This is a genomic window from Frondihabitans peucedani (assembly GCF_039537585.1).
GTDB classification, from domain to species: Bacteria; Actinomycetota; Actinomycetes; order Actinomycetales; family Microbacteriaceae; genus Frondihabitans; species Frondihabitans peucedani.
The window spans coordinates 1,232,309-1,244,843 of record NZ_BAABAU010000001.1; the positions used below are offsets into that span (position 1 = coordinate 1,232,309).

Sequence of the window (12,535 nt, forward strand, 5' to 3'; positions counted from 1 at the left end):
CGGCCCGGATCAGGACGCCTTGAGGGCGTTCTGCAGGGTCGTGAGGGCGGCCTTGGCGGTGACGTTGCCACCGAGGACCGACTGGGCGAAGGTCGTCATCGCGGGCGTGCCGTCGACCTTGGTGACTCCGAGGAACAGCGAGTTGGTGCCGGGGGCGGCCCAGGTCTTCGAGATCGGCTGCCACTCGTTGATGACCTTGACCGCGTTCGCGTTCGCCTTGAACTCGGAGGTCTCGGCGATCGACTTGAGGGGAGGAAGACCGATGCCGGTGTTCTTCGTCCACAGCGGTGCCATGTTCTTGTAGTAGTACGTGAGGAACGCCTCGCTCGCCTTCTGCGAGGGGGTGTTCGTGTACATCATGATGTTGTTCGGGAAGTACAGCGCGCCCTTCTTGCCGGAGTCGCTCTTGAGCGGGCTCAGGACGGCGACGTCGCTGGCGAACTCGCCACCGAGGTTGGCTGCGAGGCCGGCGGTGTCGCCGCCCATGCCGAACTTCTTGGCCTTCCACTGGCTCTGCACGTTGTCGCTGGTGTAGGTCGCCGACGCGGGGTCGGAGTAGCCCTTCTTCACCATCTCGAGCACGAAGTCGACGGCCTCGATGTTCTCGGGCGTGACGACGTTGGGCTTCTGGTTCTCGTCGAAGAGGCCGCCGCCGTTGTTGATCATGTGGCCGACGATGATCTGGACGCCGGTGAAGTCACCCGCACCGGAGCCGGTGCCGTAGCCGTAGACGCCGATCTTCTTGAGCGCGGCGCAGGCCTTGATGTAGGACTGCCAGTCGGTGGGGACGTCGGCGCCGGCCTTCTCGAGGAGCGACTTGCTGTACCACATGACGCGCATGTCGAGGTTGTACGGGACGGCGGCGTAGCCCTTGTCGGTCTTCATCGTGTCGACGAGGCCGGGGAGGAAGTCGTCGTAGATGCCGTTCTTCTTCCAGGAGTCCAGCAGGTCGTCCGCGTAGGCGATCTTGCCCTGCGAGGCGAACTGGAAGGCCTGCGTGCCACCACCGGACGACACGGCGGGGCCGGTGTTCGAGGCGACCGCCGAGGCGAACTGCTGCGTGAAGTTGGCCCACTGGATCTGCTGGTAGGTGGCCGACGGGAGACCCTTGGCGGGCTTGTAGGCCAGCGTGATCTTCTTGTCGAGCGGGTTGAACGTCGTTCCGCCCCAGGGCATGTTCCAGAACTTGAGCGTCTTGGAGCTGCTCCCCGAGCCGCCCCCGCCGGAGGTGCAGGCGGCCAGGAGGGCGACAGCCGAGACTCCCGCTGCTCCGCCGAGGAATGCGCGACGCGAGAAAGCGGAGCTCGAGATGTTGTTTGGCATGGTCGGTGTCCTTCCGGAGCCAGCGTCCGTGCTGGCTCCTATTCTTCTTCGAATAAAAGAACTGCTGTGTTGATGGAAACTTTCGTGCGTTCGTCTTGCTAGGGAGACGTTCGCGGCAGGTGCTTCGGGCCTCTCAACCAGGTGCTGCATCATCCTCACCGATAATTTCGGGGAAGTCAACGCAGTCCTGGTCCGTTTACCCCATCGTTATCGGATGGAGCGGGTCGAAACGGGCACGAAACTTTCGTGAGAGCTCGTTTCGGTTTCGTCGCCGGGTGACGACGAAAGAGGGAGGGCTGACGCCGGGTGGCGGTCAGACGCGAACGCCTTCCAGGAAGCGGAGGCTGTCGCGGAGGGCTGTGAAGACGTCGCCCGCGTGATCGTCGAGCTCGACGACGGGAAGAGCCTGAGGGGCGGCCCGCAGGATGTCGCGGATCGGCATGGACCCGCGGCCGACGGCGACCTGCTCCGTGTCGTCCTTCGTCTTCGGCCCGTCCTTGACGTGGAGGAGCTGCACGCGGTCCCCCAGGCGGGCCAGGAGCTCGGGGGCGTCGACGCCGCCGACCTCGACCCAGTAGGTGTCGACCTCGAGGACGACGCTCTCGGGCAGCGCATCGGCGAAGACCTCGAGCGCGGGGACGCCGCCGATCCTGTTCTCCAGCTCGAAGGCGTGATTGTGGTAGCCGACGCGGAGGTCGTGCTCGGCGGCGCGGTCGGCGATCTCGCCGAGCTCTCGGGCGATCGACTCGACGTCCTCGCGAGTGACCCACCGGGTCTCGTCGATGTGCGGGTCGATCACGGTCTCGACGCCGAGGCGCTTCGCGGCCGAGAAGACGGCGTCGAGGTCTCGGCCGAGGAGGTTGGCGTGAGCGCTCGGAGCGGTGAGGCCCAGGGCCTCGAGCTGCTCGGCGTACTCGTCGACGCGCTCGACGAAGCCCCAGGGCTCGACCCGGGTGAAGCCGATCTCGGCCAGGCGGGCGAGAGCGCCCGGAAGGTCTTCGGCGATGGCCGACCGGACCGTGTAGAGCTGAACCGAAGGCGGGACGGTTGTCACCTGATCTGTCTCCTCATCGAACGCGGATCGGGCGGGGGCCGGTGCCGGCCGCCGTCGACCGAGACTCACGATAGGGCCACTTCTGTCGAGGCGCAAGCAAAAGATGCGCGACAGTCGACAGCTTTCTCCGCTGACGGAGAGAAGCTGTGGTTTACTCCTTGCATGTCAGACGCGATGCGCACGTCTGTCCTCGGGACGACGGGGGCGGGCGACCTGTTCCAGCTCCTGCGCGACGGGCGGCCCCGCACGCGAGCGGAGCTCGCAGCCCTGACCGGCCTCGCGCGCTCGACCATCGGGCTCCGCCTCGACTCCCTCACCGAGCTCGGCCTCGTCGGCCCCGTGGCCGACGCGGTCTCGACCGGCGGCCGACCGCCGTCCCGGGTCGCCCTGCGTCCGTCGTCGCGGGTCGTCCTCGCCGCCGACCTCGGTGCCAGCCACGCCCACGTGGCCATCACCGACCTCATGGGCCAGGAGCTCACCAGTCACCGCGAGAAGCTCGAGATCGGCCTGGGGCCCGAACACGTCCTCGGCTGGATGGTCGAGCACGCCGACGAGCTGCTGGAGCGTCTCGGCAAGACCCGGAGCGACGTCATCGCCGCAGGGATCGGCCTGCCCGGCCCGGTGGAGTTCTCGACCGGCCGACCGGTCAACCCGCCGATCATGCCCGGCTGGGACGCCTTCGACGTGCCGGGCTGGGTCAGGCAGCACATCGACATCCCCGTCTTCGTCGACAACGACGTCAACATCATGGCCCTCGGCGAGCGGCAGCACTCGTGGCCGAACGCCGAGCACCTCTTCTTCCTCAAGGTCGCCACCGGCATCGGGTCCGGCATCATCTCCGGCGGGCAGCTGCAGCGCGGCGCCCAGGGCATCGCCGGCGACATCGGCCACATCCCGGTCGCCCGCGGAGCCGGCATCGCCTGCCGCTGCGGCAACACCGGCTGCCTCGAGGCCATCGCCTCCGGCCCGGCCATCGCAGCCGGTCTCCGACGGGAGGGCCACGACGTCGACGGGGGCGCCGACGTCATCGAGCTGGTGCGCCAGGGCGACATCGACGCCGTCCGGGCGGTGCGCCAGGCGGGGCGCGACATCGGCGAGGTCCTCACCACGTGCGTCAGCCTGATCAACCCGTCCGTCATCGCGATCGGCGGGTCGATGGCGCAGGCCGGAGAGCACCTGATCGCGGGGGTCCGCGAGGTCGTATACTCGCGCTCGATGCCCCTGGCGACCGAGCACCTCACCATCGCGCAGTCTCGCGCGGGCGAGAACTCCGCGATCCTGGGCGCCAGCATGCTGGCCATCCACTACGCCCTGTCGCCCTCCGGGCTCGACACGCTCGCCGCCGCCTACTGAATCTGCGCGCGGCGGCTCTCGTCCGAGAGACAATTGAGGGGTGACCCTCGTGCAGCCGACGCTCTCCCTCTGGGACGACGACGTCGATCCTGCGCTGGTGTCCCCTTCTGCGCCCGTCTCCTCTCCGGCGCCGGTCTCCCCTCCTGCGCCCGCGCCCCGCGCGCACCACGGCCAGCGGGTCCTCGCCGACTCGACCGACCGCGTCGCCTGGCTCCGGGCCCGGAGCCGCGGCATCACCGCCACCGACGTGGCACGGCTCTCGAGCGAGGCCGCGATCCAGGCCGTCGTCCTCGACAAGCTCTACGGCAACGGCTTCCGCGGAAACGACTACACCGATCACGGCCGGGCCCGCGAGCCCGTCATCGCGCGGTGGGTCAGCCGCAACCACGCGATCGAGCCGAGCAGCCTGCTCTTCCACTCGCTCCACGACGAACGGCACCTGGCGACACCCGACGGGATCGCCGAGCGGTCGAACGGCAGCGTCGTGCTGGCCGAGATCAAGACGACCTCGAAGCCGTGGCGGAGCATCCCCCGCTCGTACCTCCGCCAGGTCTGGTGGCAGCAGTACGTCCTCGGAGCCGAGCGGACCCTCCTCGTGTGGGAGCAGCACGTGGACTTCGTGCCCGTGGCCGGCCCCCCGACGTGCCGCTGGATCGAGCGCGACGACAACGAGATCCACCGGCTGGTGGGCCTCGCCGATCAGGTGCTGGCGACCCTCGCGCGCTCGTCCGTGCGCTGACCGGCGCCGGGCCGCAGGATCGCGAAGCGGCTGAGCGCGATCACGATCGCGCTCATCGCGACGATGAACGCCGTGATCCCGATGCAGTAGAAGAACACCTCGAGCCCGCCCAGCTTCTGGATGTCGAGGAACGGGTAGGGCACGAAGCTCCGCTGACGGATGGCCAGGATGACGAACAGCCACACGACCGGGTAGATCAGGAACAGCCACAGCCGCTTCCACGCGATGCGTGAGCGGTCACCGAACAGGATCCACTGCAGGACGGCGAAGAGCGGGATCCACCGGTGCAGGATGTCGTTCGACCACGGCACGTTGAAGTCACCGAGAGGGCCGCCCGCGAGGAGGAGGTTGTACACGACCCCCGTCGTCGCCATGTAGGTGACGGTCGCGCCGTGCACGACGGTCAGCCACGGCGGCGTCAGCCGCCCCGAGAAACCGTAGAACGCCAGGATCACGAAGGCGGTCGCGATGAACAGGTTGCTCTGGATCGTGAAGTACCCGAAGAAGTTGAAGAAGAAGTAGTTCGGGTCTCGCTGACTCTCGATCCACTGCGCGACGACGGCGATCACGATCGCGACCGCGGCGATGAGCCGCAGAGCGGCGAAGAGGTATCTCATCTGCTGAGAGTACCCAGCGGAGAGATAGTTTCCGCACAAGTGACACTCCCGAAACACGAGCGACTCATGCTCCCCCTTTACTGAGAGGAACCACCCGGCGCCTGACCCGACAGCCGCTCGACCCGACGAAGGGCTCTCGATGACGACGACGACCGAAAGGCCACCGATGACCAGCACCATGCGCGCGGTGGTGATCAGTGAGAACGGGGGGCCCGAGGTCCTCACCAGGGCTCAGATCTCCACGCCGAGCCGGCAGGGCTCCGAGGTGCTCGTCCGGGTCGTCGCGGCCGGGGTCAACCCGTTCGACGTCGAGGCCAGGAACGGCCTGGCCGGACGCTGTGGGAGCCCCGAGCTCCCGGCCGTCCTCGGCTGCGACTTCAGCGGCGTCGTCGTCCAGAGCCCGTACGCGGCACATCCGCTCAGGCCGGGCCAGGAGGTCTACGGCGTCGCCTCCGTCCCCCGGGCCGCCGGCACCTACGCCGAGTACGTCAGTGTGCCGGCTCTGCAGGTCACGCGGAAGCCGAAGTCGCTCTCGCACGTGGAGGCGGCGGGCGTCCCGCTCGCGGCCCTCACGGCGTGGGGTGTGGTCGTCGACGTCGCCAAGGCCCACGACGGGCAGCGGATCCTGATCCACGCCGGAGCCGGAGGCGTCGGCCACTTCGCCGTGCAGTTCGCCGCCTACTTCGGCGCCCACGTCGTGACGACAGGATCGACGAGGAACTCCAGCTGGCTCCGACAGCTCGGGGCGGCGCAAGTGGTCGACTACACCGCGCAGCGGTTCGAAGCGGAGGTCGAAGCGGTCGACGTCGTGATCGACCTCGTCGCCGACCCGGACGTCGCCCGGCGTTCACTCCAGGTCATCCGGCCCGGGGGTCTCCTGATCCACGTGCCCGTGACGGACACGACGGGGCTCGCCGAGGAGGCCGAGTCGGCAGGGGTCCGCTTCACCGACTACGCGATGGCGCCCGACGCCACCTGCCTGGCCGTCATCGCCCGGCTCCTCGACTCGGGCGACGTGTCGGTCTACGTCGACGACGTCTACGACCTCGACGACGTGGCCGACGCTCACCGCCTGCTCGAGCGCGGTCACACCCGCGGCAAGCTGGTGGTGAAGATCGCGGAGGACTGACAGCCGGATCGGTCGAGCCCCGCGGGGACGACGAAGGGCCCGCACCTCTCGGTGCGGGCCCTTCGGTGTCACGCCGAGGCTTCGAGCCTAGAGCGCGTTGACGTCGAGCGGGATGCCAGGACCGAAGGTGGTCGAGACGGTGCCCTTGGTGATGTAGCGGCCCTTCGAGGAGGACGGCTTGAGGCGCGTGACCTCGTCGAGCGCGGTGTCGAGGTTGGCGTTGAGCTGCTCCTCGGTGAAGCCGGCCTTGCCGATGACGAAGTGCACGTTGGCGTGCTTGTCGACACGGAACTCGATCTTGCCGCCCTTGATGTCGTTCACGGCCTGAGCGACGTTCGGGGTGACGGTGCCGGTCTTGGGGTTCGGCATGAGGCCGCGCGGGCCGAGGACCTTGCCCAGACGGCCGACCTTGCCCATGAGCTCCGGGGTCGAGACCGCGGAGTCGAAGGAGGTGTAGCCGCCGGCGACCTTCTCGATGAGCTCGTCGCCACCGACCTCGTCGGCGCCCGCGGCGATGGCGGCCTCGGCCGCGGCACCGGTCGCGAACACGATGACGCGGGCGGTCTTGCCCGTGCCGTGCGGCAGAATGACGGTGCCGCGCACCATCTGGTCGGCCTTGCGCGGGTCGACGCCCAGCTTCAGCGCGACCTCGACGGTCGAGTCGAACTTCTTGGATCCGGTCTCACGAGCGACGGCGACGGCCTCGCTGGTGCTGTAGAACTTACCTGCCTCGATCTTCTCGGCAGCGGCGCGGTACGCCTTTGACTTCTGAGCCATGTGAAATCTCCTGATTTCGAGAGCGTGGTAACGAGCCTGGCCGGCTCTCCCACTGGATGTCTGGTGAGGAGCCGACTACGCGTCGACGGTGATGCCCATGGAGCGGGCGGTGCCGGCGATGATCTTCGCCGCGGCGTCGATGTCGTTGGCGTTGAGGTCGGCCTGCTTGGTGGTGGCGATCTCGCGGACCTGCTCCATCGTGAGCTTGCCCACCTTGACGGTGTGCGGGGTCGAGGAGCCCTTGGCGAGACCGGCGGCCTTCTTGATCAGCTCGGCCGCCGGGGGCGTCTTGAGGATGAACGTGAACGAACGGTCTTCGTAGACGGTGATCTCGACGGGGACGACGTTGCCGCGCTGCGACTCGGTCGCGGCGTTGTACGCCTTGCAGAACTCCATGATGTTCACGCCGTGCTGACCCAGGGCCGGGCCGATGGGCGGGGCGGGGTTCGCGGCGCCGGCGTTGATCTGAAGCTTGATCAGACCCGTGACCTTCTTTTTCGGTGCCATGTTGTTTTCCTTCTTGTGGGGTTCGAACCGGTCGCGGTTGCGGCCGGCTCTCCCGGAATCTGCTCGCGCAGGGATCCGGTGGTCGAAAAGCGTGCGGGGAGGCTAGAGCTTGGTGACCTGGTCGAACGACAGCTCGACCGGCGTCTCGCGCTCGAACAGCGAAACGAGCACGGTGAGCTTACCCGATTCGGGCTTGATCTCGTTGATCGTTCCGGGAAGGCCTGCGAACGAGCCCTCCTTGATGGTGATGGTCTCGCCGATCTCGAAGTCGACCTCGGCCGGGATGACGCGCTGAGCGGCCTTGCCGCCCTTCGCCCCGCCCTTGGCGGCCGGAGTGGCCTCCTGGACCTGGACGAGGCTCTTCAGCATGTTGAAGGCCTCCTCGAAGCGGAGGGGCGTCGGGTTGTGGGCGTTGCCCACGAAGCCGGTCACACCCGGGGTGTGACGGACGACCGACCAGCTGTCCTCGTTGAGGTCCATCCGCACCAGGACGTAGCCGGGGATGCGGACGCGGGTGACCAGCTTGCGCTGCCCGTTCTTGATCTCGACGACGTCCTCCATCGGGACCTCGACCTGGTAGATGAAGTCCTCCATGGTGAGCGACACCATGCGGTTCTCGATGTTCTGCTTCACGCGGCGCTCGAAGCCGGCGTAGGAGTGGATGACGTACCACTTGCCGGGCTTGCCGCGGAGCTCGTAGCGGAAGGCCTCGTAGGGGTCGACCTCGGCCTCGTCGTCGGCGGCCTCGTCGTCGGCGGCCTCGTCGGCAGCACCCTCGGACACGTCGCCCTCGGGAGCGTCGGTCTCGGCGGCCTCGATGTCGGTGACGGCGTCGAACGCCGCGACGGCGTCGCCCTCGGCCTGGTGCTCGGCCGCGTCCTCCTCGGCCTCGTCCTCCGTCGCCTCGACGGCGGCCTCGGCCTCGTCGACGCTGTCGATCGTGAGGGCGTCGTCGACGACCGCGTCGGCCTGCTCGTCCTCGGCCTCGTCGAGCGAGTCGAGCAGCTCGTCGAGGTCGACGACGTCGCCGGGTGCCTCTTCGGTCTCGATGCCGATCGCGTCGTGCTCGGCGGAGTCGACCGACAGCTCGTCGGCCGTCTGGGTCGAGCCCTCTTGGGCCTCCTCGACCTCCGAGGACTGCTCGGCGGCGGTGGCGAGGTCGATGTCGTCGCGCTCGTTCTTCGGCAAGGGTTCTTCTTTCGGTGGATTGGGGCGGGTGTCCGGGGAAGAGGGACGCCCGGTTTCTGAGGCTCTGCGCCGGCCGGACAGGCACGGGCAGGGCGCCCCGGAGGCTAGCTCGCGTTGACTCCGTTGCCGAAGACGTACTGGACCAGGAAGCCGAACAGCGTGTCGAGTCCGAACACGAGAGCCATCATGATCACGACGAAGACGAGGACGACGAGCGTGTAGCTCACCAGCTCTTTGCGGGTCGGGGTGACGACCTTCTTCAGTTCGCTGATGACCTGGCGCAGGAAGAGCGCGATGCGCGCGAAGCGGCCTCGGCGGGCTGCTCCGTCGGCTCTCGCGATCGCGACGACGTCCTCGCTGGGAACGTCCACGTCTTTTCTCGCCACTGTCGTACTTACCTTCCGAGCTTCGACCTGCGCGTGCTCCCGACGAGTGTCAGGGCCACACCGGGCCTTCGTCCGGTTCGTGCGAGTGCACGGACCGGGCTGCAGGGCGGACAGGACTTGAACCTGCAACCTGCGGTTTTGGAGACCGCTGCTCTACCAATTGAGCCACCGCCCTTCGGATCCGGAACCCTGGTCGACCTGCTGGCCGACACGATCTCCGACCGACCGTAGAGAGGGCTCCGTGTGGAACGCTCCGTCTGGAAGGCGCAGAAAATCTTGGTGGATTCCACCACCGCAGACAAGTGTAGGTGACCCTCCTGGGCAAGTAAAGTTGGCCCGGCTCCGGGCATGTCGCCCCGATAGGCTGGCCGTCGTGAACAGCACCGACCAGAGCGTCCGACTCCCCCGTCTCTCCGCGCGCATCGCAGCGATCGCCGAATCGGCGACGCTCAAGGTCGATGCCAAGGCCAAGGCCCTGCAGGCCGAGGGGCGCCACGTCATCAGCTACGCCGCCGGCGAGCCGAACTTCGCCACGCCCGAGCACATCGTGGAGGCCGCCGTCGTGGCCGCCCGCGACCCCAGGAACCACCGCTACACGCCCGCCGCCGGGCTCCCCGACCTCCGCGAGGCGATCGCACAGAAGACGCTCCGCGACAGCGGCACGCGCGTCGACGCCTCGCAGGTCATCGTGACGAACGGGGGCAAGCAGGCCGTCTACCAGTCGTTCGCCGCCGTCGTCGACGAGGGCGACGAGGTGATCCTGCCGACCCCCTACTGGACCACCTACCCCGAGGCCGTCAAGCTCGCCGGCGGCGTGCCCGTCGAGGTCTTCGCCGGAGCCGACCAGGGCTACCTGGTCACGGTCGAGCAGCTCGAGGCCGCCCGCACCGACCGCACCAAGGTGCTTCTGTTCGTCTCGCCCTCGAACCCCACCGGCGCCGTCTACTCCGAGGAGCAGACCCGCGCGATCGGCGAGTGGGCCCTCGAGCACGGCATCTGGGTGATCACCGACGAGATCTACCAGAACCTCGTCTACGACGGGGTGAAGGCCGTCTCGATCACGGAGGTCGTCCCGGAGCTCGCAGACACGGCGATCCTGGTCAACGGCGTCGCCAAGACGTACGCCATGACCGGCTGGCGCGTCGGGTGGATGATCGCGCCCGCCGACGTCACGAAGGCGGCCTCGAACCTTCAGTCGCACCTGTCGTCGAACGTGTCGAACATCTCGCAGCGCGCGGCCCTCGCGGCCCTCACCGGGTCGCAGGACTCCGTCGAGGCGATGCGGCAGGCCTTCGACACGCGCCGCAAGACCATCGTCTCCGAGCTGAACAGGATCGACGGCGTCGTCACGCCGACGCCGGAGGGCGCCTTCTACGTCTACCCCGACGTCACCGGCCTCCTCGGCCGCGAGTGGGGCGGCGTCACTCCGACGACGTCGCTCGAGCTCGCCGACCTCATCCTGGAGCAGACCGAGGTCGCGACGGTGCCCGGCGAGGCGTTCGGCCCCTCGGGCTACCTGCGCCTCTCGTACGCGCTGGCCGACGACGCCCTGCTCGAGGGCGTGCAGCGGCTGCAGCGCCTCTTCGCCTAGGAGCCCTAAGGCGCTGGCTACGCGTTCTCCTTGCGGAAGGTGCGGGTGCCCCACCAGAGCGCGGCCGTGACCAGGACGATGGTCCAGAGCACGCCCCAGAGCAGAGACAGCGTGTAGTCGCCCGAGAACAGCTCGCGGACGGCGTCGACGATGTGCTTCGTCGGGATGATGTCGCTCAGGGTCTGCAGCCACTCGGGCGCGATCGTCATCGGCAGCAGGATCCCCGACAGCAGGAGCACCGGGAGCGCCACGCTGTTGATGAGCGGCGCCATGACGTCCTCGCTCTTCGTGGTCAGCGCGATCGCGTTGGAGGCGGCCGCGCAGGCGGTGCCGAGCGCCACGGTGAGGATGAGGCCGGCGAGCATGCCGAGCAGGCTCCCCCGCAGCCCGAACACGAAGCCGAGACCGATCAGCACCACGCCCTGAACGAAGAGCTGCAAGACGTCGCGCAGGATCCGCCCGAACAGCAGCGCGGTCCGGCTCGCCGGCGTCACGCGCTCCGCCTCGATCACTCCCGCGCGCCACTCGGCGATGAGGCTGAAGCCGGCGAACAGGGCGCCGAAGATGCCGAGCTGGATGAGGAGGCCCGGCACGAACAGCGTGTAGGCGTTCGAGGTGCCGAGCTGTCCGGCCAGCGGCTTGAGCAGCGGCCCGAACAGGCAGAGGTAGAGGATCGGCTGGACGAGCCCGATGATGACCCAGGCGGGGTTCCGGAGCGCGATGCGGAGCTGCCTCCGGAAGACGATGAGGGTGTCGTGCCAGAACGTGCCGGTCATGTCAGGCCTCCTCTCGGAGCGAGCGGCCGGTCAGGTCGAGGAACACGTCGTCGAGGGTCGGCCGCCTGACCTCGATCGACGTGAGAGCGATTCCGCGAGCGTCGAGCTCGCGGAGGAGGCGGGGCAGATGGGTGCCGGCGTCGCGGACGCGCGTCTGGATCGAGGCGCCCTGCACCTCGACCTCCGCCGGGTCGTCGGCGTCGTGCCCGAGCAGCTCGGCCGCGACCGCCGCCTGCGCCTCGTCGGAGACGACGAGCTCGACGAGGTCGCCCGCGACCGACCTCTTGAGGTTCTCGGGGGTGTCGCTGGCGACGATCGAGCCGTGGTCGATGACCAGGATGCGGTCGCAGAGCGCATCCGCCTCGTCGAGATAGTGGGTGGTGAGGAAGACCGTGCTGCCGCGCTTCTCGCGGAGGTCGGAGATGTGGGTCCAGAGGTTCGAGCGCGCCTGCGGGTCGAGGCCGGTGGTCGGCTCGTCGAGGAAGACGAGGCTCGGGTCGTGCACCAGCCCCATCGCGATGTCGAGGCGGCGGCGCTGGCCGCCCGACATCGTCGACGGCTTCCGCTGCCAGAGCCCGTCGAGGTCGAGCTGGTCGAACAGCTCGCGGCCGCGCGTCTCGGCCTGCCGGCGGCTGATGCCGTAGAGCATGCCGTGATCGACGATCTCCTCGCCGGCGAGCGCGACGGGCGAGGTCGAGCCGCTCTGCGACACGTAGCCGATGGAGCGCCGGACCCCCACCGGGTCGCGCAGGAGGTCGTGGCCCGCCACGGTCGCCGTGCCGGCCGTCGGCGAGAGGAGCGTCGTCAGCATGCGGAGCGTGGTCGTCTTCCCGGCCCCGTTCGGGCCGAGGAACCCGACGATCTCGCCCTCGTCGACGGTGAGGTCGACCCCGGCGACCGCCTTGACCTCGGTGGTCTCGCGACCGCGCTTCGTCGTGAAGGTGCGAGCGAGGCCGTGCGCCTCGATGACGGGGCCGCCGCGCGCCCCGGGGGAATGCCGCTTCATCGTCTGCCTGCTCTCCGTCGGGCTGGTCGTGTGACAGATACCGTGGCACGAACCACCGACACAGCGCCAGAGGCAGGAGGGGCGGAGGC

General features: G+C 68.5%; 13 protein-coding genes and 1 tRNA gene. 4 read left to right on the forward strand and 10 right to left on the reverse strand.

The window, feature by feature from the left end; all coding sequences use genetic code 11:
- Window positions 1-9: 9 nt before the first annotated feature.
- The gene (locus tag ABD733_RS05630) at window positions 10-1,323 is read right to left on the reverse strand and encodes an ABC transporter substrate-binding protein (RefSeq protein ID WP_344794034.1); all 1,314 of its coding nucleotides are present in this window, start codon (window positions 1,321-1,323) and stop codon (window positions 10-12) included.
- 313 nt (window positions 1,324-1,636) lie between these two features.
- On the reverse strand, window positions 1,637-2,377 hold the full coding sequence (locus tag ABD733_RS05635; protein WP_344794035.1) for a sugar phosphate isomerase/epimerase family protein: 741 nt from the start codon (window positions 2,375-2,377) through the stop codon (window positions 1,637-1,639).
- Window positions 2,378-2,539: 162 nt separating this feature from the next.
- Between ABD733_RS05635 and ABD733_RS05640 the strand changes: the two genes are divergently transcribed.
- Together ABD733_RS05640 and ABD733_RS05645 are read left to right on the forward strand one after the other, a co-directional pair.
- On the forward strand, window positions 2,540-3,730 hold the full coding sequence (locus ABD733_RS05640; protein WP_344794036.1) for an ROK family transcriptional regulator: 1,191 nt from the start codon (window positions 2,540-2,542) through the stop codon (window positions 3,728-3,730).
- A gap of 40 nt (window positions 3,731-3,770) precedes the next feature.
- Window positions 3,771-4,469 (forward strand): YqaJ viral recombinase family protein, encoded by a 699-nt coding sequence (locus tag ABD733_RS05645; protein WP_344794037.1) that lies wholly within the window; start codon window positions 3,771-3,773, stop codon window positions 4,467-4,469.
- On the opposite strand, the gene ABD733_RS05650 is transcribed toward ABD733_RS05645, so the two are convergent.
- On the reverse strand, window positions 4,430-5,086 hold the full coding sequence (locus tag ABD733_RS05650) for a Pr6Pr family membrane protein (RefSeq protein ID WP_344794038.1): 657 nt from the start codon (window positions 5,084-5,086) through the stop codon (window positions 4,430-4,432). The two genes, ABD733_RS05645 and ABD733_RS05650, sit on opposite strands and share 40 nt — an antisense overlap.
- A 166-nt stretch (window positions 5,087-5,252) precedes the next feature.
- Here ABD733_RS05650 and ABD733_RS05655 point away from each other — a divergent pair, with 166 nt between their 5' ends.
- Entirely contained in the window at window positions 5,253-6,215 is a 963-nt protein-coding gene (locus ABD733_RS05655) for an NADP-dependent oxidoreductase (RefSeq protein ID WP_344794039.1), read from the forward strand.
- 87 nt (window positions 6,216-6,302) lie between these two features.
- Here ABD733_RS05655 and rplA read toward each other — a convergent pair whose 3' ends face one another.
- The 5 genes from rplA to ABD733_RS05680 all read right to left on the reverse strand — a co-directional run bounded on the left by rplA (window position 6,303) and on the right by ABD733_RS05680 (window position 9,248).
- Window positions 6,303-6,992 carry a 50S ribosomal protein L1 gene (rplA, locus tag ABD733_RS05660; protein WP_344794040.1) on the reverse strand — a complete coding sequence of 230 codons (690 nt, stop codon included), beginning with the start codon at window positions 6,990-6,992 and terminating at the stop codon, window positions 6,303-6,305.
- Window positions 6,993-7,067: 75 nt separating this feature from the next.
- Complete coding sequence (rplK, locus tag ABD733_RS05665) at window positions 7,068-7,499, reverse strand: 50S ribosomal protein L11 (RefSeq protein WP_344794041.1); 432 nt, start codon at window positions 7,497-7,499, stop codon at window positions 7,068-7,070.
- A gap of 102 nt (window positions 7,500-7,601) precedes the next feature.
- The gene (nusG, locus tag ABD733_RS05670) at window positions 7,602-8,687 is read right to left on the reverse strand and encodes a transcription termination/antitermination protein NusG (protein ID WP_344794042.1); all 1,086 of its coding nucleotides are present in this window, start codon (window positions 8,685-8,687) and stop codon (window positions 7,602-7,604) included.
- A gap of 104 nt (window positions 8,688-8,791) precedes the next feature.
- Window positions 8,792-9,073 carry a preprotein translocase subunit SecE gene (secE, locus tag ABD733_RS05675; protein ID WP_344794043.1) on the reverse strand — a complete coding sequence of 94 codons (282 nt, stop codon included), beginning with the start codon at window positions 9,071-9,073 and terminating at the stop codon, window positions 8,792-8,794.
- 102 nt (window positions 9,074-9,175) lie between these two features.
- A tRNA-Trp gene (locus ABD733_RS05680) sits at window positions 9,176-9,248 on the reverse strand.
- Window positions 9,249-9,446: 198 nt separating this feature from the next.
- On the opposite strand from ABD733_RS05680, the gene ABD733_RS05685 reads away from it, so the two are divergent.
- Window positions 9,447-10,664: a pyridoxal phosphate-dependent aminotransferase gene (locus ABD733_RS05685; RefSeq protein WP_344794044.1), complete on the forward strand. Its 1,218-nt coding sequence runs from the start codon at window positions 9,447-9,449 to the stop codon at window positions 10,662-10,664.
- Between the two features lie 17 nt (window positions 10,665-10,681).
- Here ABD733_RS05685 and ABD733_RS05690 read toward each other — a convergent pair whose 3' ends face one another.
- Both ABD733_RS05690 and ABD733_RS05695 read right to left on the reverse strand, forming a co-directional pair.
- On the reverse strand, window positions 10,682-11,440 hold the full coding sequence (locus ABD733_RS05690) for an ABC transporter permease (protein ID WP_344794045.1): 759 nt from the start codon (window positions 11,438-11,440) through the stop codon (window positions 10,682-10,684).
- 1 nt (window position 11,441) lies between these two features.
- Window positions 11,442-12,446: an ATP-binding cassette domain-containing protein gene (locus ABD733_RS05695; RefSeq protein WP_344794046.1), complete on the reverse strand. Its 1,005-nt coding sequence runs from the start codon at window positions 12,444-12,446 to the stop codon at window positions 11,442-11,444.
- Window positions 12,447-12,535 lie beyond the last annotated feature (89 nt).